A 20,724-nucleotide genomic window follows, 5' to 3' on the forward strand; every position below is an offset into this window, starting at 1 on the left:
GTGGCCGGACTTGCATCGGTCCTGTGCAATCGCCCTTCAAGAATCCCTTCGTCACCATGCGGTGCTATCTCGCTTTTGTTCCTTGTTAACCCGTTTGCCCATGGCGTTCAAGTCCGTCATGCCTCGGCCAGGGCCGCTGCCTCATCGACCCCGACCGCCACCAGGCGTGACACTCCGGGTTCCTGCATGGTCACCCCCATGAGACGTTCGGAGGCTTCCATGGCGATCTTGTTGTGGGTGATGTAGATGAACTGCACCGACTCCGACATCTCCTTCACCAGCTTGGCATATCGCCCGACATTCGCATCATCGAGTGGTGCATCGACCTCGTCGAGCATGCAAAAGGGGGCCGGATTGAGCTGGAAGATCGCGAATACCATGGACAACGCGGTCAGCGCCTTTTCTCCCCCGGAGAGCAGATGAATGGTGCTGTTCTTCTTGCCGGGGGGGCGCGCCATGATGGCTACCCCGGTCTCCAGCAAATCGTCGCCGGTCAGGGTCAACCATGCGGTTCCGCCACCGAAGACCTTGGGGAAAAGCGTCTGCAGACCGGTGTTGACCCGCTCGAAGGTGTCGCGGAAGCGGGTCCGCGTTTCCTGATCGATGCGCCGGATCGCCCGGTCGAGGGTCTCCAGCGCCTCGCTGAGCTCGCGGTGCTGGGCCTCCAGATAGTCGCGCCGCTCGGCCTGCTGGTCGTACTCCTCGATGGCCGCCAGGTTGATGGCGCCCAGCCGGCGGATACGCTCGCCGACCTCCTCGAGGCGGGTCTGCCAGGCCGATTCGGTGGCGTTGGGATCGAGCCCCTCGGTCAGCGCCTCGGCGTCGTGCCCCAGTTCCTTGAGCTGCTCGTCCTGGGTCTCGGCCTTGAGCGCCAGCGCCTGGACCTGCATCCGCGCCTCCTGCAGCCGCTCGCGGATGCCCTCGAGCTGTCGCTCGTGGCCCTGGCGCGCCTGCTCGTCCTCGCGCAGGCGCTCCACCAGCTCGGCGGCCCGTGAGCGCGCCGCGTTGAGCTCACGTTCCTCGCGCTCGCGGCGGTGCAGCAGCTCCTCGAGGCGTTCGCGGCGCTCCTCGTCGGGCTCGTGCAGCCCCTCGCGGGCCTCCTCGAGCTCGGCGCAGCGCAGCTCGAGGCGCTCCCGGGCCTCGCCGGCGCGGCCCTGCTGCTCGGCCAGGCCGGCGCGCTCGGTGGTCAGCCGCTGATGCTCCAGCGCCAGCCGCTGGGACTGCTCGGCCAGCGGCCGCTGCTGGCTGCGCAGCTGGGTCAGCCGCTCGCGGGCCTCGTGACGCGCCCGCTCCAGACGCTCGCGGGTCTCGGCGCCGCGCTCCAGGCGCTCCATGGCCGCCTGCCAGTGCTCGCGGGTCTCCTCGATGGCCAGCCGCGTCTCCTCGGCCGACTCAGCCAGCCCCTCGAGCTCCTCGGCGAGCTCGCCGGCCCGCCCCTGGAGATGCTCGAGCCGGCTGGCCAGGCCGCTGTCCTGCACCGCCAGCTGCTGGCGCTGCTGATCGAGGTCGCGCTCCTCGAGTCGCACCGCCTCGAGGCGCTCCTCGGCCTTTTCCACGCGCTCGCCGGCCTCGGCCAGGCGCGTTTCCTGGGCCTCGAGGCGCTCCTCCACGGCGGCGAGCTCCTCGCGCACCTCGGCCTCGCGGCGACGGCTGACCAGCAGCGCATCCGGGCCCTCGTCCTGGCCGCGGTGGCGCGCCCAGCCGTCGCCGACCCATAGCCCGCAGGCGGTGATCAGGCTCTCGCCGGCGGCCAGGCCGTCGCGCTCGGCCCAGGCCTGCTCGCGGCTGTCCACGCAGCGCACGCCGGCGAGCCACTGGGCCGCGGCGCCGGCGCCGCTGACCCGGGCGGCCAGGCTGCCGGCCGGGGCCTCGCGCTCGGCGTCCTCCAGCAGCCCCAGCTCCGGGGCCAGCTCGGAAGACAGCACGCTATCGCCCTCGGACAGCGGCGCCAGACGGGCACGCAGCCAGGGCGCCAGCACCCAGGACACGACGTCTTCCCAGCCGCCCTCGACCTCGAGGCGCTCGCCGAGGCGCGGCGCCTCGGCCAGTCCCCGGGCCGCCAGGTGCGCATCGAGGGTCTCGTCGTGATCGGCCAGGGCGGCCTGGATCAGCGCCTCGAGCGAGGCCAGCTCGCCCTGCAGGGTGCTGCGCCGCTGGCGGTCGGTCTCGCGGGCGGCCTCGGCCTCGCGCACCGCCTCCCGGGCGGTGTCGCGTTCGGCCTGCCACTGCTCGCGCTGCGCCTCGCGCTCGGCCAGGCGCTCCTCGAGCCCGGCCAGGCGCTCGGCGACCTCGCCGCGCTGGGCCTCGAGACCGGCGATGTCCGGCAGCTCCTCGCGCTGCTGGCGGCGCTTGCGGGCGTCGCCCTCGAGGCGCTCCAGGGTCGCCTCCTGCTCGCGCAGGCGGTCCTGGGCGCGTTCGGCCTCGCGGGTATCGGCCTGCCAGGTCTCGCCGAAGGCCTCCCAGTCGGCGTCGGCCTGCTCGGCCAGCGGCTCGGCCTCCTCGAGGGCGGCCTCCAGCTCGGCCAGACGCTCGGCGACCTCTTCCTGCTCGGGGCCGAGCGTCTCGAGGCGCTCGTCGAGGCGCATCAGGCGCTCGCCGTCGTCCTCGCCGAGGCGGTCGAGGTCGGCCAGCTCGCGGCGGGCGGCCTCCAGGTCCTGGGCCAGCTGCTGGTCCCGGGAGCGGGTGTGCTCCAGGTCCTGCTCGAGCCGGGCGATCGCGGTGGTCGTCTCGTGGAAGCGGTTCTGGTAGCCCTCGAGCTCGGAGGCCAGGCGGTCGTGCTCGGCGCGGGCCTCCTCGAGGCGCGTCTCGCACTGCCTGAGGCCCAGCACCTCGCGCTCCACCGAGGTCTCGAGCTCGCGCACGCGGCTCTCCTCCTCGCCCTGGCTGGCGCGCAGGGCGCGGCCTCGCAGCAGCGCCAGCTCGCCCTTGAGCCGGTACTCCTCCTGCTTGAGGGTCTGGTAGCGGCGCGCCGCGTCGGCCTGGCGCTTGAGGCGCTCGAGCTGCTTGTCGAGCTCCTCGCGGATGTCCTCCAGGCGCTCCAGGTTCTCCTGGGTGCGGCGCATGCGGTTCTCGGTCTCGCGGCGGCGCTCCTTGTACTTGGAGATGCCGGCGGCCTCCTCGAGGGTGGCGCGCAGCTCCTCGGGGCGCGACTCGATCAGCCGCGAGATCATGCCCTGGCCGATGATGGCGTAGGAGCGCGGTCCCAGGCCGGTGCCGAGGAACAGGTCGGAGATGTCCCGTCGGCGGCACTTCTGGCCGTTGAAGAAGTAGGTGGACTGGGCCTCGCGGGTGACCTGGCGCTTGACCGAGATCTCCGCGTACTGGGCATAGGGGCCGCCCATGGTGCCGTCGCGGTTGTCGAACAGCAGCTCGATGGAGGCCTGGCCCACCGGCTTGCGGCCGGTGGAGCCGTTGAAGATGACGTCGGTCATCGACTCGCCGCGCAGGGTCTTGGCGGAGGACTCCCCCATGACCCAGCGCACGGCGTCGATGATGTTGGACTTGCCACAGCCATTGGGCCCGACGACGGCGGTCATGTTGCCGTCGAAGGGCACGGTGATGGGGTCGACGAACGACTTGAAGCCCACCAGGCGTATCGACTTCAGTCGCATGCGTTATTCCACGATGGTGTCGATGATCAGTTCTACCGGGTCGCCGCCGTTCTCGCCGACCGCCGCCGGGGCGCGTCGGCCGACGAGATCGCCGGGCCGCGGATCGGCCCGGCCGCTGGCCGAGACCCGTGCCACCAGGCGCGCCTCCTCGACCTGGGACAGCCGGGCCATGGGCGCCATGGCGTCGCCGTCGTCGAGGGTCAGGGTGGTCGGCAGCGCGCCCAGCGTGGTGCGCGCCACCGCCAGGGGCGGCAGTTCGCCGGCGGTGTCGCGGGCCACCACGAACACCGCGGTGTCCGGGGCCAGACGATCGGCCAGCTCGGGCGCCAGGCTCACGCGCACGCGGATGCCCGGTCCCTCGGCGGCCTCGGGCGTCTGCCCCAGGCGGCGCTGGGCGGTGCGGATGCCCTGGCGCAGCGCCTCGGCGGACTCGGCGTCGTTCATGCCGGCGATGGCCCGGCGCCAGCGCTCGATGGCGGTCTCGTAGTCGGCGTTCTCGAAGGCCTCGATGCCGAGCAGGCCGAGCACCGTCGGCTGGGCCGGATCGGCGGCCAGGGCCTCGTCGACCAGCGCCTGCACGTTCGGGGTCAGCTCGCGGCCGGCGGCAAAATACCGCAACTGGGCCAGTTCGGCCAGCAGCCAGGGGCGACGCCCCTCGAGGTCGAGCAGCCGGGTCAGGGCGTGATCGGCCCGATCGACGCGGCCGCTGTCGCGATACAGCGGAAACAGCGAGCGCCAGACGTTGGGGTTGTCGGGCTGGCGCGCGGCCTCGGCCTCCAGGCGCTGGAGCAGTCGGGGCAGCGAGGCCTCGGGGTCGGCCATCACCTGCTGCTGGAGGCGATACAGCGCCAGGTCGCCCTCGGCGCCCTCCCAGCGATACCAGCTGGCGCTGGCCACCACCAGGGCGACCATCGCCAGCGGCACCAGCCAGCGCCCCGCGCGGGCGGGCTTCAGCGGCGAGCGGGCCGAGGTCGCGGTGTCGTCGAGCAGGCTGCGCTCGAGCTCGAGGCGGTCCTCGTCGAAGCGCGCCGCATCGATCTCGCCGCGGTCGCGGGCGGCCTCGAGGGAGGCCAGGCGACGGCGGTAGACGGCGACGTTCTGCCGTTCGGTGCGATCGCTGGCCTCGTCATCGGCCAGGGCACGGGCCACCGCGCCGGCGCGCCGCAGCGGCAGCACCAGCAGCCACAGCGCCGGCACCAGCAGCAGGGCGAAGGCGATCCACAGCGCGATCATCGGTCATCCTCCCGCTCGAGCAGGGCGTCCAGCCGGGCGCGTTCCTCGTCGGAGAGCCGGCCGGCCGAGGCGCGCCGGCGCGCGCGAACCAGCAGCGCCACCAGCAGGCCGCCGCCCAGCACCAGGGCCGCGGGCAGCCCCCACAGCAGCAGGGTGCGGCCCTCGAGGCGCGGGTTGTAGAGCACGTAGTCGCCGAAGCGGCGCACCATGAAGTCGAGGATCTCCTTGTCGGAGCGCCCCGCCTGCAGCTGTTCATGGACGCGCTCGCGCATGTCGCCGGCGATCGGCGAGTCGGAGTCGCCGATCGCCTGGTTCTGGCACTTGGGGCAGCGCAGGGTCGCGGTGAGCGACTCGAAGCGCTCGCGCATCACCGGGTCGTCGAACTCGCGCACCTCGATGGCGGCCTGCGCCAGGGCCGGCGCCAGCAGCGCCAGCATCAGCAGCGCACGGATCAGTCCTGCCATGTCGCCACCTCCGGCAGGATCACCCGCTCGACGTCCTGGGGCGTGATGTAGCCGGTGTGGTGATAGCGGATCACCCCCTCGGCGTCGACCAGGAAGGTCTCCGGCGCGCCGTAGACGCCGAGGTCGAAGCCCAGGCTGCCCTCGGGATCGAACAGGTTGACCTCGAAGGGGTTGCCGAACTCGGACAGGAACTCGCGGCCCTTCTCGCGGGTGTCCTTGTAGTCGACCCCGACCAGGCGCACGCCGCGCTCGGCCAGCTCGAGCAGCTGGGGCATCTCCTGCTTGCAGGTCGGGCACCACTCGCCCCAGACGTTGACCAGGGTGACCCGCCCCGTCAGCAGCGACGCGTCGTGGGTCCGTTCGGGGTCTGCCAGGGTGGTGAGCGTGAAGGCCGGGAAGGGCTCGGCCATCAGCGCCGAGTCGCGCTCGGCGGGATCGATCGACAGCCCGCGGTAGAGGAACACCGCCAGCACCAGGAAGCCGGCCAGCGGCAGCAGCAACAACAGACGACGCGTCATGCGTTCACCTCCCGGGCGTGGCGTTCGGGGTCGGGCGCGGTGGCGGCGCGCCGGTAGCGGCGATCGACCACCGCCAGCACGCCGCCCAGCGCCATCAGCAGCGCGCCCAGCCACAGCCAGCGCACGAAGGGCTTGACCTGGATGCGCAGCGCCCAGCTGCCGTCGCCCAGGTCCTCGCCCATGGCCACGTAGAGATCGCGAAATAACCCGGGGCGCAGCGCCACATCGGTCATCGGCATGCCGCGGGCGATGTAGACGCGCTTCTCCGGGGTCATGGCGAAGCCGCGCTCGCGGTCGCCGCGACGCACCTCGAGGCGCGCCGTGTCGGCGACGAAGTTCGGCCCGCGGCGATGGCCGAGCTCGGTCATGGCGAAGGTGTAGCCGCCCACCTCGACGCTGTCGCCCACCGCCATGCGCACGTTGCGCTCCACGGCGTAGTTCGACACCACGGTGACGCCGACGATGGTCACCGCCAGGCCCAGGTGGCCCAGCACCATGCCCCAGTGGGCCAGCGACAGCCGCCGCAGGCCGGCCAGGCGCCCCTCGCTGTGGTGGCTCTTCGTCCACAGGTCGCGCACCAGCGGCAGCACCACCCACAGCGCCGCCACCAGCCCCAGCGTGACCTTGAGGTTCCACTCGCCGCCGTGGAGCAGCGGCGCCAGCAGGCCGATGATCAGCGCCACGCCGCCGGCGAGCCACACCCGACGGACCAGCTCGCGGGGCCGGGTGCGCTTCCAGTTGGCCAGCGGGCCGATGCCCATGAACAGGCACAGGATCACCGTCAGCGGCACGAACAGGGCGTTGAAGTAGGGCGGGCCGACGCTGATCTTGCCGAGGTCGAGGGCATCGAGCAGCAGCGGATAGACGGTGCCGAGCAGCACGGTGACCGTCATGATCACCAGCAGGATGTTGTTGACCAGCAGCAGGGCGTCGCGGGACAGCCAGGTGAAGCCGGCCCGCTGGCTGACCCGGGGGGCGCGCAGCGCGAACAGCAGCAGCGAGGCGCCCACGGTGAGGCCGAGCAGCGCCAGGATGAACAGCCCCCGGGAGGGGTCGTTGGCGAAGGCGTGCACCGAGGTCAGCACCCCGGAGCGCACCAGGAAGGTGCCCAGCAGCGACAGCGAGAAGGTGGAGATCGCCAGCAGCACCGTCCAGCTCTTGAAGGCGCCGCGCTTCTCGGTCACCGCCAGCGAGTGGATCAGCGCGGTGCCGGCCAGCCACGGCAGCAGCGAGGCGTTCTCCACCGGATCCCAGAACCACCAGCCGCCCCAGCCCAGCTCGTAGTAGGCCCACCAGCTACCGAGCGCGATGCCCACCGAGAGGAAGGCCCAGGCGACGTTGGTCCAGGGCCGCGCCCAGCGGGTCCAGGCGGCGTCCAGGCGGCCGCCGAGCAGCGCCGCGATGGCGAAGGCGAACACCACCGAGAAGCCCACGTAGCCCATGTAGAGCATCGGCGGGTGGATGATCAGGCCGATGTCCTGCAGCAGCGGATTCAGATCGGCGCCGTCGGCGGGCGGGTTGGGCAGCAGCCGCGCGAAGGGGTTGGAGGTCACCAGCACGAAGGTCAAAAAGCCGGTGGAGACCAGCCCCATCACGCCCAGCACCCGGGCCAGCATGTCGCGGGGCAGCTCGCGGGAGAAGCGGCTGACGGCGAAGGTCCAGACGCCGAGGATCAGGCTCCACAGCAGCACCGAGCCCTCGTGGTTGCCCCACACCGCGCTGGCCTTGTAGTACCAGGGCAGCAGCGAGTTGGAGTTCTCGGCCACGGTGGACACGCTGAAGTCGTCGAGCAGGAAGCTCGCGGTCAGGCAGGCGTAGGCGACGACCAGGAACAGGAACTGGCCGGCGGCCATGGGCCGGGCATAGGCCATCCACAGCGGCCGACGCGTCGCCGCCCCGGCCAGCGGCACGCTGGCCTGCAGGGCGGCCATCAGCAGCGCGATGATCAGCGCGAAGTGGCCGATTTCGGGGATCAGCGGGGTCAGCATGGCGTCTCCGGGTCAGTCCTCGGCCTCGAGCCGTTGCCTCGTCTCGGCGGCCTTGTCCTGATAGTCCTCCGGCGCATAGCCGGCGTCTTCCAGGGCCTGGGCGACCTCGGGGGGCATGTAGTTCTCGTCGTGCTTGGCCAGCACCTTGTCGGCCCGCAGCCAGCCTGCCGGCTGCAGCTCGCCCACCACCACCACGCCCTGCCCCTCGCGGAACAGGTCGGGCAGGATGCCGCTGTAGCGCACCTCGAGGTCCTCGACGTAGTCGGTGACGGTGAAGGCGACGTCGAGGCTGTCCGGGTCCCGGGCCACGCTGCCTGCCTTGACCATGCCGCCGGCGCGGATCGAGCGCGCCAGCGGGGCCTGGCCCTCGGCGATCTGCACCGGGCTGAAGAACAGGTTGATGTTGCTGCGCAGGGCGTAGAGCGTCAGGCCCACGGCGATGGCGGCCAGCGCGACCAGCCCCAGGATGGCGTAGAGTCTCTGCTTGCGCTTGGCTCTCATCGGGACAGCCTCTCATCGTGGGAAGCGTCGGCCGCCTCGGCCTGGCGCCGCTCGCGGCGGGCCCGGCGCTCGAGGTCGCGCCGCACCCGGCGGCGCTCGGCACGGGCGTGCCAGCCCACGCCCAGCAGCAGCGCGGCGGTGGCGCCGTAGGCGCTCCAGACATAGGGCGCGTGGCCGCCCATGGCGAGCAATGCGGACAGCGACTCGAAGGCCATCAGCGCCCCTCCTCGACCAGCGCGCGCACCCAGCGCTTGGACGACTCGCGGCGCAGGATCTCGCTGCGGGTGCGGGTCAGGGTCACGGCGATGAAGAACGCGTAGAAGCCCAGCACCATCAGCAGCAGCGGCAGCCACATCTCGGCCGGCATGGCCGGCTTCTCGGTGATCGAGAAGCTGGCCGGCTGGTGGAGGGTGTACCACCAGTCCACCGAGAACTTGATGATCGGGATGTTGATCACCCCCACCATGGCCAGCACCGAGGCCGCCCGGGCGCCGCCGTCGCGGCTGACGAAGGCGCCGCGCAGGGCGATCACGCCGATATAGAGGAAGAACAGGATCAGCATCGAGGTCAGCCGGGCGTCCCACTGCCACCAGGTGCCCCAGGTGGGCACGCCCCACACGGCCCCGGAGAACAGCGCCACGAAGGTCATGCCGGCGCCCAGCGGCGCCATCATCGCCGCCGCCATGTCGGCCAGCTTGATCTTCCAGACCATGAACACCAGCCCGGCCGCGGCCATGGCGACGAAGATCGACTGGGCGAGGAAGGCCGCCGGCACGTGGACGTAGATGATGCGGAAGCTGTTGCCCTGCTGGTAGTCGGCGGGGGCGAAGGCCAGCCCCCAGACGCCACCGGCCAGGATCAGCGCCACCGCCGCCAGCCACAGCGGCGTGAGCCAGCGCGCGGTGATGGCGTAGAACCCCTTGGGGGAGCCGAGCTTGTGAAGGAAGGCCCACATGGCAGTCGATTCCTCAACCGTTGAGACTGATGCGCAGCGCCGCCGCGATCGCGTAGGGCGCGAAGATCAGCGACGCCGCCAGCAGGGCGCCGAGGATGGCCAGATGGGCCGTCACGCCGCCGCCGAGGATCGCCGACTGCACGGCGCCGGCGCCGAAGATCAGCACCGGGATGTAGAGCGGCAGCACCAGCAGCGAGAGCAGCACCCCGCCGCGGGCCACGCCCACGGTGAGCGCGGCGCCGATGGCCCCGATCAGGCTCAGGCTGGCGCTGCCCAGCGCCAGCGACAGCGCCAGCACGCCGTAGCTGCCCGCCGGCAGCGACAGCATCACGCCCAGCAGCGGCGCCATCAGCGCCAGCGGCAGGCCGGTCAGCAGCCAGTGCGCCGCCACCTTGGCCAGCGCCAGCAGCGGCAGCGGCTGGGGCGACAGCAGCAGCTGTTCCAGGCTGCCGTCCTCGGCATCGTCGCGGAACACGCCGTCCAGCGACAGCAGCGCCGCCAGCAGCGCCGCCACCCACAGCAGGCCCGGGGCGATGGTCGCCAGCAGCGGGGCCTCCGGCGAGATGCCGATCGGAAACAGGGTGATCACCAGGGCGAAGAACGCCAGCGGGTTCAGCACCTCGCCGGGGCGACGCAGCCGCAGCACCAGGTCGCGATGCAGCGTCGCCCGCCAGGCGACCGCGAGCCGGCCGGCCGGTTCCCCGGCCCCGGGCAACGGCGTCGACCGCGAGTCAGCGCGCGACATCGCCGCCTCCCTCGCCCAGCGTCAGGCGGCGCTGGCGCGTCGAGGCCCGCAGCGCGTGGTGCGTGGTGACCAGCACGCTGCCGCCGCGGGCGGTGTGCGCCTCGAGGCGCGCCTCGAGGGCGGCCACGCCGTCGCGGTCGATGGCCGTGAAGGGCTCGTCGAGCACCCACAGCGGGCGCGGCGTCAGCTCCAGCCGCGCCAGGGCCACGCGACGCTGCTGCCCCGCGGACAGCTGGGCGGCGGGCAGGTCCTCGAAGCCGGCCAGGCCGACCCGTTCGAGCGCCGCCAGGCGCGCAGCCTCATCGCCGTGCTCGCCGGCCAGCGCCTGATACCAGGCGAGGTTCTCCAGCGGCGTCAGCGCCGCCTTCACCCCCGGGGCATGGCCCAGATACAGCAGGCTGGCGAGGAAGTCGCGCCGCGCCCGGCGCAGCGGGATGCCGTTCCACAGCACCTCGCCCTCGTGATCCATCAGCTGGCCGGAGAGGATCTTGAGCAGAGTGGTCTTGCCGCTGCCGTTGGGGCCCTCGACGCGCAGGATCTCGCCGGCGCGGATCTCCAGATCGAGATCGCGAAACAGCCAGCGGTCGTCACGTTCACAGGCCAGCCGGCGGGCGTTCAGGCGCAGGCTCAAGGCACTCTCCAGGCGCGGATCACATGGCCGGCACTCTACACGGAAAGGGTTTTCATCGCCAGCCGACGCCCGGGCCACGGCCGGTGCGCCTGACCTGCATCACGGTCGCGTGGAAAGGTCGCCCTTGCCAGATATCGACCGCCTGCTATGCTGGCCAAGTACTGTATGTATCAACAGTCACCGCCGACGGGAGATGCCGCGCATGTCACTCGCCCCCCAGTACCTGCTCCGCCAGCCCAACCTGCCCATCGCCGAATCCTGGGCTCCGCTCGATGACCGCGACCTGGTGGAGGTGCCGCTGCTGGGCAGCGTCGCCGCCGGCGTGCCCATCGACGCCTGCATCGATGCCGGCAGCGTCGAGGTGCCGAGGCGCATGGTCAAGCGCAACACCTATGCGCTGCGCGTGCGCGGCAACTCGATGATCGATTGCAACATCTTCGACGGGGATGTGATCATCATCGAACGTCGCGAGAGCGCCGAGAACGGCGAGACCGCGGTGGTGATGATCAATGACCAGGAGGTCACCCTGAAGAAGCTCTACATCGAGAAGTCCGGCGTGCGTCTGCAGCCGGCCAACGAGGCCATGCCACCCATTCACCTGAAGAACAGCGACATCCAGGTGCTGGGGCTGGTGATGGGCGTGGTGCGCCAGACGGATCTGGCCGCCTGATGCGCTACCCCGTTCCCGACCTGCCCGCCGGCGAGTGGCGCGAGACCGAGCTCGAGGTGGAGAGGAGCCGCTTCATCGCCTGGGTCTGCCATGCCCCGGATACCGCCGCCTTCGAGGCGCTGCTGGCCGAGGCCCGGCGCGCGCATCCCAACGCCAGCCACCACTGCAGCGCCTTCATCGCCGGCCCGCCCGGCGAACAGAACGCCATCGGCTTCTCCGACGACGGCGAGCCCGGCGGCACCGCCGGCCGGCCGATGTATCAGGTGCTGGAAGGCGCCGGCATCGGCCAGGCGGGCTGCGTGGTGACCCGCTACTTCGGCGGCACCAAGCTCGGCACCGGCGGCCTGGCGCGCGCCTACGGCCAGGCGGTGAACGAGGCGCTGGAGACCCTGCCGACCCGCGAGGTCACCGAGCGCGACCCGCTGCGGCTGAAGGTCGACTTCGCCGGCGAGGCCCAGGCCCGGGCCTGGTGCGCCGAGCGCGACATCCCGGTGGACGCCGCCGACTACGCCGCCGACGGCGTGGTGCTGACGCTGGGCTGGCCCCGGGATACCGAGCGTGATCTCTCAGCGCTCACCTCCCGCCTCAAGGGGCGCCTCGAGGCCCTCGACCCCGACGCCGCCTGAGGCCGCCCGCCCGGCGCTGCCCGCCTCACCCTCCGCGCCGATATAGCGCGCCCGCTTCTCCGGCTTCAGGCGCGCCAGGTCCACCGCCACCAAGCCGTCGGTGCAGTAGCCGAAGGCGGTGTCCACGCCGAAGGCCAGGAAACGCGTGCCGCCGGGCTCGGTGACCTCCGTGTACTGCTTGTAGAGGGCCGGCACGCCGGCCCCCAGCGCCTGCAGCCCGTGGCGCAGGCGCTGGAAGTCCTCCTTGGCATCGTCACCGCGAAACAGCCGCGCCGCCTCCTGCTCCCCGGCCGGCGAGAGCCGCCAGGGCGCCCGCGGCCGTATCCGGCTGTCGCCGTCCCCGTGGTAGTGGCGGTAGTAGCTCACCAGCAGCTCTTTGGCCAGGAGCGGCAGATGGTTGGGCAGGGTCACCGGCCCGAACAGCCAGCGCACCTCGGGATGGCGACGCAGGTAGGCCCCGAGGCCGACCCACAGATAGTCCAGGCTGCGCCGCCCCCAGTAGCGCGGCTGGACGAAGCTGCGGCCGAGCTCCAGGCCGTGGCGCCACTGCGTCCAGGGCGCCTGCTCCAGATGGAAGATGGTCGCGCTGTAGAGCCCCTCGATGCCGTGGCGCTCGAGGATCCGCCCCACCTCGCCGAGCCGATAGGCGCCGGCGATCTCCAGGTCGCGGTCGTCCCACAGCACCAGGTGGCGGTAATAGGCATCGAACTCGTCCAGGTCGCGCTTGCGGCCGCTGCCCTCCCCCACCCGGCGGAAGGCGACCTCACGCAGCCGGCCGATCTCGCGCATCACCGCCGAGTCGGGATGGCTGTCGACCAGCAGGATGCGCTTGCCGTCGGCCGTCTCGCCCAGCGACTCGGCGTCGCGCAGCTCCTCGCGCAGCGCCTGCCGGGGCTCGGGGCGGGCGATGCCGGTCTCGCCGACGAACACGCCGCGCTTGCCGCGCCCCAGCCGATAGACGTGCTTGCGCAGCAGCCTGAGCTTGACCGGCGTGGCCAGGTCGTCGCGATCGAACTGCGCCAGCGGAATCGGCCCGCCGGCCCGCAGGGCGATGTGTCGGCCGCGCTGGCGGAACATCTCCCCGGGCAGCAGCAGCGTGCCGACGTCGCTGCGCAGCGAGGTCAGGGCATAGAAGCGCGAGGAGTTGCGGCCGCGAACGTGGACCGGCAGCAGCGGCGCGTTGGTGCGCCGCGCGGCGTGCAGGAAGCCCGAGTGCCACCTGCCGTCGCGCACCCCGCGCGGCCCGGCCCGGGAGACCTCGCCGGCGGGAAAGACGATCACCGCCCGCTCCGCCTCCAGCGCCTCGGTCATGCGCGCGAGGCTGCGGCGCAGCCCGCGCCGCGAGAGGTTGTCCACCGGCACGATCACGTCCGACAGCGGCGCCAGCTGCAGCAGCAGATCGTTGGCCAGGATGCTGACGTCGGGACGCACCTCGGCCACCATCCGCAGCAGCGCCAGGCCGTCCAGGGCGCCGAGCGGGTGATTGGCGACCACCACCACCCGCCCGGTCTCGGGGATCTGCTCGCGATCCTTCGACGACAGCGTGTAGCCGACATCGAGATGCTCGAACACCCGGTCGATGAACTCGCACCAGCCGAGCTCGCCGTGCCGGGCCAGGAAGTCGTTGATCTCGCGTTCGTGTACCAGGCGCCGCAGCCCCGCCACCAGCGGCCCGAACAGCCAGGGCGGCCGGGCCGCCAGCCCCGGGGCCTTGTCGCGCAGGGCCCGCTCGATATCGATCATGCCGTCCCCTCCTCGCCGAACGCCGTCGCGGCGCCGTTGTGCTCAGGCTAGGGCCGGAAGGTGACAGGAAGATGGCGCCCCGAAACGCGACACGGCGCCCCGAGGGGCGCCGTGTGGCGGGCTCATGGCGAAACGGGCTCAGCCGAGATACTTGATCATCACGCCCGCGGCCACCGCCGATCCGATGACGCCGGCCACGTTGGGCCCCATGGCGTGCATCAGCAGGAAGTTGTGGGGGTTGGACTCCAGCCCCACCTTGTTCGACACCCGCGCCGCCATGGGCACCGCCGAGACCCCGGCGGACCCGATCAGCGGGTTGATCGGCGTCTTGCTGACCGCGTTGAGCAGCTTGGCCATCAGCACGCCGCAGGCGGTGCCGATGGCGAAGGCCACCATGCCGAGCCCGAGGATCCCCAGGGTCTCCACGGCCAGGAAGCGGTCGGCCATCAGCTTGGAGCCCACCGAGAGGCCGAGGAAGATGGTCACGGTGTTGATCAGCGCGTGCTGGGCGGTATCGGAGAGCCGCTCCACCACGCCGCACTCACGCATCAGGTTGCCGAAGCAGAACATCCCCAGCAGCGGCGCCGCATCCGGCAGGAACAGCACCACCAGGATCAGCAGGCTGAGCGGGAAGACGATCTTCTCGCGCTTGGACACCGGCCGCAGCTGGGTCATGGCGATCTCGCGCTCACCCTTGGACGTCAGGGCGCGCATGATCGGCGGCTGGATCAGCGGCACCAGCGCCATGTAGGAGTAGGATGCCACCGCGATGGCCCCCAGCAGCTCCGGCGCCAGGATGCTCGAGACGTAGATCGAGGTGGGGCCGTCGGCGCCGCCGATGATGCCGATGGCGGCGGCCTGGTTGAGCGTGAAGTCCATCACGCCCATGGCGGTCAGCCCCACCGCGCCGATCAGGGTCGCGAAGATGCCGAACTGCGCCGCGGCGCCGAGGAACAGGGTGCGCGGATTGGCCAGCAGCGGCCCGAAGTCGGTCATGGCGCCGACGCCCATGAAGATCACCAGCGGCGCGATGCCGGAGGCGATGGCCACGCTGTAGAACTGGTACAGCATGCCGTGGGCGAAGCCGGCGCCCAGGGCCACGTCGTTGGCGGCGCGGATCAGCTCCGGCGCGGTATCGCCGTGCAGCACCTCCTCGAGGCCGTGGCGCCAGGCCTCGACGTCGCCGCCCGGGGCCAGGGTCATCTGCAGCGACGCCGCCAGCTCGCGAAGCAGCTCCGGGCGCCCCAGATGGGCCGCCTGCTCGGCGGCAGACAGCGCCAGCCCCGCCTCGGGGATGTTGGCCAGGATGCCGCCGAAGCCGATCGGCACCAGCAGCAGCGGTTCGAACTTCTTGGCCATGGCCAGCCACAGCAGCAGCAGGCAGACGGCGATCATCGCCGCCTGGCCGAGGCTCAGGTTGTAGAGCCCCGAGCCGGTCCACAGGGTCAGAATCTTGTCGATCATGGGTCCGTCCTCTAGAGCACGACGAGGGCGTCGCCCACGGCCACGCTGTCGCCTTCGCCGACGTTCACCGCCGACACGGTGCCGGCGCTGGCCGCGCGCACTTCGGTTTCCATCTTCATGGCCTCGAGGATGATCACCACGTCGCCCTCGGCGACCCGGTCACCCGGCTTGACGTTGACCTTGAAGATGTTGCCGGCGAGCGGCGCGCTGATGGTCTCGCCGGGCGACGCGGCGCCCGAGGAGGCCGCCGGCGCCGCGGAGGCGGTCGAAACGGCGCCGCCGCCCTGCTCCTGGATGTGCTCGATCTCGCCGCCCTCGGCGACCTCGACCACGTAGGACTTGCCGTTGACGGTGACGGTGTAGGTCTCCGGGCCACCGGCGGGCGCCTGGGCCGAGGACGCGTCGGACCGGGCCGCCGGGGCGCTCGGCGCCGGCTCGAAGGCGTCGGGGTCGTCGCGATGCTTGAGGAACTTGAGGCCGATCTGGGGGAACAGCGCATAGGTCAGCACGTCGTCGATCTCGCGCTCGCCCTCGGCGAGGCGGATGCCCTCCGCGCCGGCCTTCTCCTTGAGCTCGGCGGACAGCCGGTCCATTTCCGGGGAGAGGCGATCGGCCGGGCGGCAGGTGATCGGCTCGCCGCCTTCCAGCACGCGGGCCTGGAGCTCGGCGTTGTAGGGCGCCGGCGCGGCGCCGTACTCGCCCCTGAGCAGCGCCTGGACCTCCTTGGAGATCGACTTGTAGCGCTCACCCATCATCACGTTCATCACCGCCTGGGTGCCGACGATCTGAGAGGTCGGCGTGACCAGCGGGATGTAGCCGAGATCCTCGCGCACCCGCGGGATCTCCTGCAGCACGTCATCGAGGCGGTCGCCGGCGCCCTGCTCCTTGAGCTGGTTCTCCATGTTGGTGAGCATGCCGCCCGGCACCTGGGCCACCAGGATGCGCGAGTCGATGCCCTTGAGCGAGCCCTCGAAGGCGGCGTACTTCTTGCGCACCTCGCGGAAGTAGCCGGCGATGTCCTCCAGCGCCTCGAGGTCGAGGCCGGTGTCGCGCTCGGTGCCCTGCAGCATCGCCACCAGCGATTCGGTGGGGCTGTGGCCGTAGGTCATCGACATCGAGGAGATGGCGGCGTCGACGTTGTCGATGCCGGCCTCGATGGCCTTCAGCGCGGTGGCGGTGGAGAGCCCGGTGGTGGCGTGGCACTGCATGTGGATCGGGATGTCCACGGCCTGCTTCAGGCGCGAGACCAGCTCGTAGGCGTCGTAGGGCTTGAGCAAGCCGGCCATGTCCTTGATCGCCAGGGAATCGGCGCCCATGGCGGCGATGCGCTCGCCGAGCTCGACCCAGCCGTCGAGGGTGTGCACCGGGCTCAGGGTATAGGACAGCGTGCCCTGGGCGTGGCCCTCGTTGGCGCGCACCGCCTGGATGGCGCGCTCCAGGTTGCGCGGGTCGTTCATGGCGTCGAAGACGCGGAACACGTCGACGCCGTTGGTGCGGGCGCGCTCGACGAAGCGGTCGACCACGTCGTCGGCATAGTGGCGATAGCCGAGCAGGTTCTGGGCGCGCAGCAGCATCTGCTGGCGGGTGTTGGGCATGGCCGCCTTCAGCGCGCGAATCCGTTCCCAGGGATCCTCGCCCAGGTAGCGGATGCAGGCGTCGAAGGTCGCCCCACCCCAGGATTCCAGCGACCAGAAACCGATCCGGTCGAGCTTCTCGGCGATCGGCAGCATGTCGTCGAGACGCATCCTGGTGGCGAACAGGGACTGGTGGGCGTCTCGTAGCACCACATCGGTGATGCCCAGCGGGCGAGCGTTCTCCGTCATGGGAGTTCCTTGTCGTTGTCGTTGATGGAGTGAGGGGGTGTCGGGGCTAGCGGCGATGCTCGCGGCGATAGCGGTGGACCGCGGCGCTGATCACGGCCGTCAGGTCCTCATCCGGCGTGGCCGGCGCGCGCGTGGCGGCGGCCGGCGTGGCATCGGCCGCGGGCTCGGGGAAGAAGCGCCCGATCACGCGCGACATCAGGGTGGTGACGAACACCAGCACGGTCAGAAAGACGAACACGAACCCCATGCCGAGGCCCATCAGGGCCAGGCCCTCGTTCAATAGCTGCGAATCCTGCATGGTTGACCTCCTCGCGCGCCCCGGCACGCCCCGCCGATGGGGCGCGCGAGTTGCGCATGAACGCTGAGCGTATAAGCTGCCACACTCCCAAAGGATCGCGATGGCACCATGGTGGAAGCTGACGTTGTTAAATTACTACATCCCGGCCGCATCGGCCTAGCCCCCATGGAGGGGGTGATCGATGCCGTCACTCGCGAGATGCTGACGCGGGCGCCGGGATTCGACTGGACGGTCACCGAGTTCGTGCGCGTGGTCGACGCGCGGCTGCCGCCGCGGGTCTTCCATCGCCACTGCCCGGAGCTGGCCGACCGCCATCCGGCGACGCCGAGCGGCGTGCCGGTGCACCTGCAGCTGCTGGGCTCCGACCCGGCGGCGCTGGCCGCCAATGCCCGCCAGGCGCTGAAGCTCGGCGTCGGCAGCCTGGACCTGAACTTCGGCTGCCCGGCCAAGCTGGTGAACCGTCACGACGGCGGCGCCTCGCTGCTGCGCGACCCACGCCGGGTACATGCCGCCGTGGCCGCCGTGCATGAGGCGGTGGGCGACGCCATTCCGGTGACCGCCAAGATCCGCCTGGGCTTCGACGACCGCCGCCTGGCGCTGGCCTGCAGCCACGCCGCCGAGGACGCCGGCGCCCGCCAGCTGGTGGTGCACGCGCGCACCCGCCGCGAAGGCTACCGCCCGCCGGCCCACTGGGAATGGATCGGCCGCATCCGCGCCCGGCTGTCGATTCCGGTGATCGCCAACGGCGACATCTGGACGCTGGAGGACTACTGGAAGGCGCGCACCCTCTCCGGCTGCCAGGACGTGATGCTCGGCCGCGGCGCCCTCGCCGATCCCGGCCTGGCGCCGCGCCTCCGCCACTGGCAGGCCACCGGCGAGCGCCTGCCGGCGACGCGCTGGAGCGAGCGCGCCCGCGTCCTGTGCGACTATGCTGCGTCGCAGCGAACCATGTTACCCAGCAAGATCGTGGTCTCGCTACTCAAACAATGGTTGAACCACATGCGGAGTCGCGACACCGAAGCCGCGCGACGCTTTCAGGCACTGCGCCGGGTCACCGACCTGGACGACTTCCTCGCGGGACTGTCGGCCGAGGACGCCGTGCCGAGCGACAGGCTCGACGTCGCCAGCGCCTGAAGGCGCCACGCGGCGAGAAACCAGGAAGAGAGATAGAGAAGGGACAAGTCGCAAAGCAAAAAAAAGGCGCACGTCGCATTGCGACGGCGCCTTAACGATCACGGACACCGACCCCTCTGTGGGCAGGGTGTCCGGCTAGCAAAAAGCGGGGTACAAAAGACAGAAGACCCGCCCTCACGAGGAGAGCGGGTCCGGAATCTGGCGCGCCCGGGAGGATTCGAACCTCCGACCACCTGATTCGTAGTCAGGTACTCTATCCAGCTGAGCTACGGGCGCTTTCGGCAATGAGCGGACTCATCGCGGGATGATGAAGTCATCATCCAAAGGAAGATGGCGCGCCCGGGAGGATTCGAACCTCCGACCACCTGATTCGTAGTCAGGTACTCTATCCAGCTGAGCTACGGGCGCTTGTCTTCCATCTGTCGATGCTGGCGGAGAGGGAGGGATTCGAACCCTCGAAGAGGCTATAAACCCCTTACTCCCTTAGCAGGGGAGCGCCTTCAGCCACTCGGCCACCTCTCCCTCATCGACAGGTGCGTATCCTACCGATCCGATTGGGGTTTGTCCATAGGGGCAGGCAATTTTTCTCCCCTTCCGGACTCACCGACGGATCGCGGGCGCGTCACTCCCTCGCCTCGCCGTCGTCATCCTCGTCGGTTCTCTCGCGCTGGATGCGCTGATAGATCTCCTCGCGATGCACGGCAACGTCCTTGGGGGCGTTGACGCCGATACGGACCTGGTTTCCCTTGACGCCCAGCACGGTCACGGTGATGTCATCACCGATCATCAGGGTTTCGCCGACACGGCGGGTCAGAATGAGCATGACTGATCTCCTTCTCAGACTTCTGACAGCGGGATGCGCTTGTGCGATGCAGGGGGCCGGCGCTCACCCGCCCCCTGCCCGCAAGCATGGCCCATGACACCCCAGAAGCTTCGTTGAATGGAAGCGCGATTCAGGCGCTGCCACGGGCTCTCCTACAAGCGTAGAAGCTGACGGCAGGCTGCGAGGCCTTATTCGCTTTCGATGTCGTCCTTGTCCAGACCGAAGGCCTGGTGCAGGGCACGAACCGCCAGCTCCATGTGTTTCTCGTCGACCACCACCGAGATCTTGATCTCCGACGTGGAGACCATGCGGATGTTGATGTTCTCCTCGGACAGCACGCGGAACATCTTCGATGCCACACCGGCGTGGGAGCGCATGCCGACCCCGACCAGCGAGACCTTGGCGATCTTGTCGTCGCCCTTCACCTCGCCCTCGCCCAGGGCGGGCAGCACCTGCTCCTCGAGGATCTTCAGGGTCTGCTTGTAGTCGCCCTTGGCGACGGTGAAGGTGAAGTCGGTGTAGTCGCCGGCCGGGGCCACGTTCTGCACGATCATGTCGATCTCGATGTTGGCATCGGCGATCGGACCGAGAATCTTGGAGGCCACGCCCGGCACGTCCGGGGTGTTGAGCAGGGTCAGCTTGGCCTCGTTGGCGGTGAAGGCGATACCGGAGATCAGCGGTTCTTCCATGGAGTCCTCGTCTTTGTCGGAGTCTGCAACGATCAGGGTGCCGGGGCCGTCCTGGAAACTGGACAGCACGCGCAGCGGGACGTTGTACTTGCCGGCGAATTCGACGGCGCGAATCTGCAGCACCTTGGAGCCGAGGCTGGCCAGCTCCAGCATCTCCTCCACGGTGATGGAGTCCAGGCGCTGGGCGCGGGAGCAGACGCGCGGGTCGGTGGTGTAGACGCCGTCGACGTCGGTGTAGATCTGGCACTCGTCGGCGTTCAGGGCCGCGGCCAGGGCCACGCCGGTGGTGTCGGAGCCGCCGCGACCGAGGGTGGTGATGTTGCCCTCCTCGTCGACGCCCTGGAAACCGGCGACCACGGCCACCTGGCCGTCGTCCAGGTCCTGGCGCATGTCGTCGGTCTCGATGCGCTGGATGCGCGCCTTGGTGTGGGCGCTGTCGGTCATGATGCCGACCTGGGAACCGGTGTAGGAGGTGGCCGGCACGCCGAGCTTGTGCAGGGCCATGGTCAGCAGCGAGATGGTCACCTGCTCGCCGGTGGAGACCAGCATGTCCATTTCGCGTGGGGTCGGCTCGTCGTTGATGTCGTTGGCCAGGCCGATCAGGCGGTTGGTCTCGCCGCTCATGGCGGAAACCACGACCACGACCTGATGGCCGGCGTCACGGAAGCCCTTGACCTTCTCGGCCACGGCCTTGATGCGCTCCACGGAGCCCACCGAGGTACCGCCGAACTTCTGTACGTATAGTGCCATGCGTCGTTGTCCCTCTATCGATTTAGCATTGGAATGAATGAAAGGTAAGCGAGGCCGG

Annotated in this window: 19 protein-coding genes and 3 tRNA genes; 3 read left to right on the forward strand and 19 right to left on the reverse strand. The window is 70.5% G+C overall.

From position 1 onward, the window contains the following. Positions 1-116: 116 nt before the first annotated feature. From smc to ccmA, 10 genes are read right to left on the reverse strand one after another with little or no spacing between them, the layout of a single operon-like run. Positions 117-3,611 carry a chromosome segregation protein SMC gene (gene smc, locus FIU88_RS14640; protein ID WP_152479713.1) on the reverse strand — a complete coding sequence of 1,165 codons (3,495 nt, stop codon included), beginning with the start codon at positions 3,609-3,611 and terminating at the stop codon, positions 117-119. Positions 3,612-3,614: 3 nt separating this feature from the next. After that, positions 3,615-4,844, reverse strand: coding sequence for a c-type cytochrome biogenesis protein CcmI (gene ccmI, locus FIU88_RS14645; RefSeq protein WP_152479714.1), 1,230 nt, complete (start codon positions 4,842-4,844; stop codon positions 3,615-3,617). Next, entirely contained in the window at positions 4,841-5,308 is a 468-nt protein-coding gene (locus FIU88_RS14650; protein WP_152479715.1) for a cytochrome c-type biogenesis protein, read from the reverse strand. The genes ccmI and FIU88_RS14650 overlap by 4 nt, the downstream gene beginning before the upstream one ends. Next, the gene (locus tag FIU88_RS14655) at positions 5,296-5,826 is read right to left on the reverse strand and encodes a DsbE family thiol:disulfide interchange protein (RefSeq protein WP_152479716.1); all 531 of its coding nucleotides are present in this window, start codon (positions 5,824-5,826) and stop codon (positions 5,296-5,298) included. Before FIU88_RS14655 ends, FIU88_RS14650 begins: the two co-directional genes overlap by 13 nt. After that, positions 5,823-7,814 carry a heme lyase CcmF/NrfE family subunit gene (locus FIU88_RS14660; protein ID WP_152479717.1) on the reverse strand — a complete coding sequence of 664 codons (1,992 nt, stop codon included), beginning with the start codon at positions 7,812-7,814 and terminating at the stop codon, positions 5,823-5,825. The genes FIU88_RS14655 and FIU88_RS14660 overlap by 4 nt, the downstream gene beginning before the upstream one ends. 12 nt (positions 7,815-7,826) lie before the next feature. Further along, entirely contained in the window at positions 7,827-8,315 is a 489-nt protein-coding gene (ccmE, locus tag FIU88_RS14665) for a cytochrome c maturation protein CcmE (protein WP_152479718.1), read from the reverse strand. After that, positions 8,312-8,530 carry a heme exporter protein CcmD gene (ccmD, locus tag FIU88_RS14670; RefSeq protein ID WP_152479719.1) on the reverse strand — a complete coding sequence of 73 codons (219 nt, stop codon included), beginning with the start codon at positions 8,528-8,530 and terminating at the stop codon, positions 8,312-8,314. The genes ccmE and ccmD overlap by 4 nt, the downstream gene beginning before the upstream one ends. Then, positions 8,530-9,270, reverse strand: a complete 741-nt coding sequence (locus FIU88_RS14675) for a heme ABC transporter permease (RefSeq protein ID WP_152479720.1) — start codon at positions 9,268-9,270, stop codon at positions 8,530-8,532. Before FIU88_RS14675 ends, ccmD begins: the two co-directional genes overlap by 1 nt. Before the next feature lie 13 nt (positions 9,271-9,283). Continuing rightward, positions 9,284-10,015: a heme exporter protein CcmB gene (ccmB, locus tag FIU88_RS14680; RefSeq protein WP_152479721.1), complete on the reverse strand. Its 732-nt coding sequence runs from the start codon at positions 10,013-10,015 to the stop codon at positions 9,284-9,286. Continuing rightward, positions 10,002-10,646 carry a cytochrome c biogenesis heme-transporting ATPase CcmA gene (gene ccmA / locus FIU88_RS14685; protein ID WP_152479722.1) on the reverse strand — a complete coding sequence of 215 codons (645 nt, stop codon included), beginning with the start codon at positions 10,644-10,646 and terminating at the stop codon, positions 10,002-10,004. Before ccmA ends, ccmB begins: the two co-directional genes overlap by 14 nt. A 202-nt stretch (positions 10,647-10,848) precedes the next feature. Here ccmA and lexA point away from each other — a divergent pair, with 202 nt between their 5' ends. Continuing rightward, positions 10,849-11,316, forward strand: coding sequence for a transcriptional repressor LexA (gene lexA, locus FIU88_RS14690; RefSeq protein WP_016853518.1), 468 nt, complete (start codon positions 10,849-10,851; stop codon positions 11,314-11,316). After that, complete coding sequence (locus tag FIU88_RS14695) at positions 11,316-11,942, forward strand: YigZ family protein (protein ID WP_152479723.1); 627 nt, start codon at positions 11,316-11,318, stop codon at positions 11,940-11,942. Before lexA ends, FIU88_RS14695 begins: the two co-directional genes overlap by 1 nt. Here FIU88_RS14695 and FIU88_RS14700 read toward each other — a convergent pair. The 4 genes from FIU88_RS14700 to FIU88_RS14715 form a co-directional block, all read right to left on the reverse strand. After that, the gene (locus FIU88_RS14700; RefSeq protein WP_152479724.1) at positions 11,883-13,685 is read right to left on the reverse strand and encodes a lysophospholipid acyltransferase family protein; all 1,803 of its coding nucleotides are present in this window, start codon (positions 13,683-13,685) and stop codon (positions 11,883-11,885) included. The genes FIU88_RS14695 and FIU88_RS14700 overlap by 60 nt on opposite strands. 138 nt (positions 13,686-13,823) lie before the next feature. Next, positions 13,824-15,146, reverse strand: coding sequence for a sodium ion-translocating decarboxylase subunit beta (locus tag FIU88_RS14705; RefSeq protein WP_026068249.1), 1,323 nt, complete (start codon positions 15,144-15,146; stop codon positions 13,824-13,826). A 14-nt stretch (positions 15,147-15,160) separates the two neighbouring features. After that, entirely contained in the window at positions 15,161-16,972 is a 1,812-nt protein-coding gene (gene oadA, locus FIU88_RS14710) for a sodium-extruding oxaloacetate decarboxylase subunit alpha (RefSeq protein ID WP_152479725.1), read from the reverse strand. A gap of 46 nt (positions 16,973-17,018) precedes the next feature. Beyond that, on the reverse strand, positions 17,019-17,270 hold the full coding sequence (locus FIU88_RS14715; RefSeq protein ID WP_016853513.1) for an OadG family protein: 252 nt from the start codon (positions 17,268-17,270) through the stop codon (positions 17,019-17,021). A 165-nt stretch (positions 17,271-17,435) separates the two neighbouring features. Here FIU88_RS14715 and FIU88_RS14720 point away from each other — a divergent pair, with 165 nt between their 5' ends. After that, positions 17,436-18,404: a tRNA-dihydrouridine synthase gene (locus FIU88_RS14720; RefSeq protein WP_152479726.1), complete on the forward strand. Its 969-nt coding sequence runs from the start codon at positions 17,436-17,438 to the stop codon at positions 18,402-18,404. Positions 18,405-18,603: 199 nt separating this feature from the next. Here FIU88_RS14720 and FIU88_RS14725 read toward each other — a convergent pair. From FIU88_RS14725 to FIU88_RS14745, 5 genes are all read right to left on the reverse strand, one after another. Continuing rightward, positions 18,604-18,680: transfer RNA gene (locus FIU88_RS14725), tRNA-Arg, on the reverse strand. A 55-nt stretch (positions 18,681-18,735) separates the two neighbouring features. Beyond that, positions 18,736-18,812, reverse strand: a tRNA-Arg gene (locus FIU88_RS14730). A gap of 21 nt (positions 18,813-18,833) precedes the next feature. Further along, a tRNA-Ser gene (locus FIU88_RS14735) sits at positions 18,834-18,926 on the reverse strand. A 100-nt stretch (positions 18,927-19,026) separates the two neighbouring features. After that, positions 19,027-19,227, reverse strand: coding sequence for a carbon storage regulator CsrA (gene csrA / locus FIU88_RS14740; protein ID WP_016853511.1), 201 nt, complete (start codon positions 19,225-19,227; stop codon positions 19,027-19,029). A 188-nt stretch (positions 19,228-19,415) separates the two neighbouring features. Then, positions 19,416-20,666 carry an aspartate kinase gene (locus tag FIU88_RS14745; protein ID WP_016853510.1) on the reverse strand — a complete coding sequence of 417 codons (1,251 nt, stop codon included), beginning with the start codon at positions 20,664-20,666 and terminating at the stop codon, positions 19,416-19,418. Positions 20,667-20,724: the final 58 nt, after the last annotated feature.

Origin of the sequence: Halomonas sp. THAF12, from assembly GCF_009363675.1 — a bacterium.
Lineage (GTDB): Bacteria > Pseudomonadota > Gammaproteobacteria > Pseudomonadales > Halomonadaceae > Halomonas > Halomonas smyrnensis.

Excerpts from the sequence above, each read along its gene's own strand:
- smc (WP_152479713.1), bottom strand. The coding sequence starts at position 3,611 with ATGCGACTGAAGTCGATACGCCTGGTGGGCTTCAAGTCGTTCGTCGAC.
- ccmI (WP_152479714.1), bottom strand. The coding sequence starts at position 4,844 with ATGATCGCGCTGTGGATCGCCTTCGCCCTGCTGCTGGTGCCGGCGCTG.
- FIU88_RS14650 (WP_152479715.1), bottom strand. The coding sequence starts at position 5,308 with ATGGCAGGACTGATCCGTGCGCTGCTGATGCTGGCGCTGCTGGCGCCG.
- FIU88_RS14655 (WP_152479716.1), bottom strand. The coding sequence starts at position 5,826 with ATGACGCGTCGTCTGTTGTTGCTGCTGCCGCTGGCCGGCTTCCTGGTG.
- FIU88_RS14660 (WP_152479717.1), bottom strand. The coding sequence starts at position 7,814 with ATGCTGACCCCGCTGATCCCCGAAATCGGCCACTTCGCGCTGATCATC.
- ccmE (WP_152479718.1), bottom strand. The coding sequence starts at position 8,315 with ATGAGAGCCAAGCGCAAGCAGAGACTCTACGCCATCCTGGGGCTGGTC.
- ccmD (WP_152479719.1), bottom strand. The coding sequence starts at position 8,530 with ATGGCCTTCGAGTCGCTGTCCGCATTGCTCGCCATGGGCGGCCACGCG.
- FIU88_RS14675 (WP_152479720.1), bottom strand. The coding sequence starts at position 9,270 with ATGTGGGCCTTCCTTCACAAGCTCGGCTCCCCCAAGGGGTTCTACGCC.
- ccmB (WP_152479721.1), bottom strand. The coding sequence starts at position 10,015 with ATGTCGCGCGCTGACTCGCGGTCGACGCCGTTGCCCGGGGCCGGGGAA.
- lexA (WP_016853518.1), top strand. The coding sequence starts at position 10,849 with ATGTCACTCGCCCCCCAGTACCTGCTCCGCCAGCCCAACCTGCCCATC.
- FIU88_RS14695 (WP_152479723.1), top strand. The coding sequence starts at position 11,316 with ATGCGCTACCCCGTTCCCGACCTGCCCGCCGGCGAGTGGCGCGAGACC.
- FIU88_RS14700 (WP_152479724.1), bottom strand. The coding sequence starts at position 13,685 with ATGATCGATATCGAGCGGGCCCTGCGCGACAAGGCCCCGGGGCTGGCG.
- oadA (WP_152479725.1), bottom strand. The coding sequence starts at position 16,972 with ATGACGGAGAACGCTCGCCCGCTGGGCATCACCGATGTGGTGCTACGA.
- FIU88_RS14715 (WP_016853513.1), bottom strand. The coding sequence starts at position 17,270 with ATGCAGGATTCGCAGCTATTGAACGAGGGCCTGGCCCTGATGGGCCTC.
- FIU88_RS14720 (WP_152479726.1), top strand. The coding sequence starts at position 17,436 with ATGGAGGGGGTGATCGATGCCGTCACTCGCGAGATGCTGACGCGGGCG.
- csrA (WP_016853511.1), bottom strand. The coding sequence starts at position 19,227 with ATGCTCATTCTGACCCGCCGTGTCGGCGAAACCCTGATGATCGGTGAT.
- FIU88_RS14745 (WP_016853510.1), bottom strand. The coding sequence starts at position 20,666 with ATGGCACTATACGTACAGAAGTTCGGCGGTACCTCGGTGGGCTCCGTG.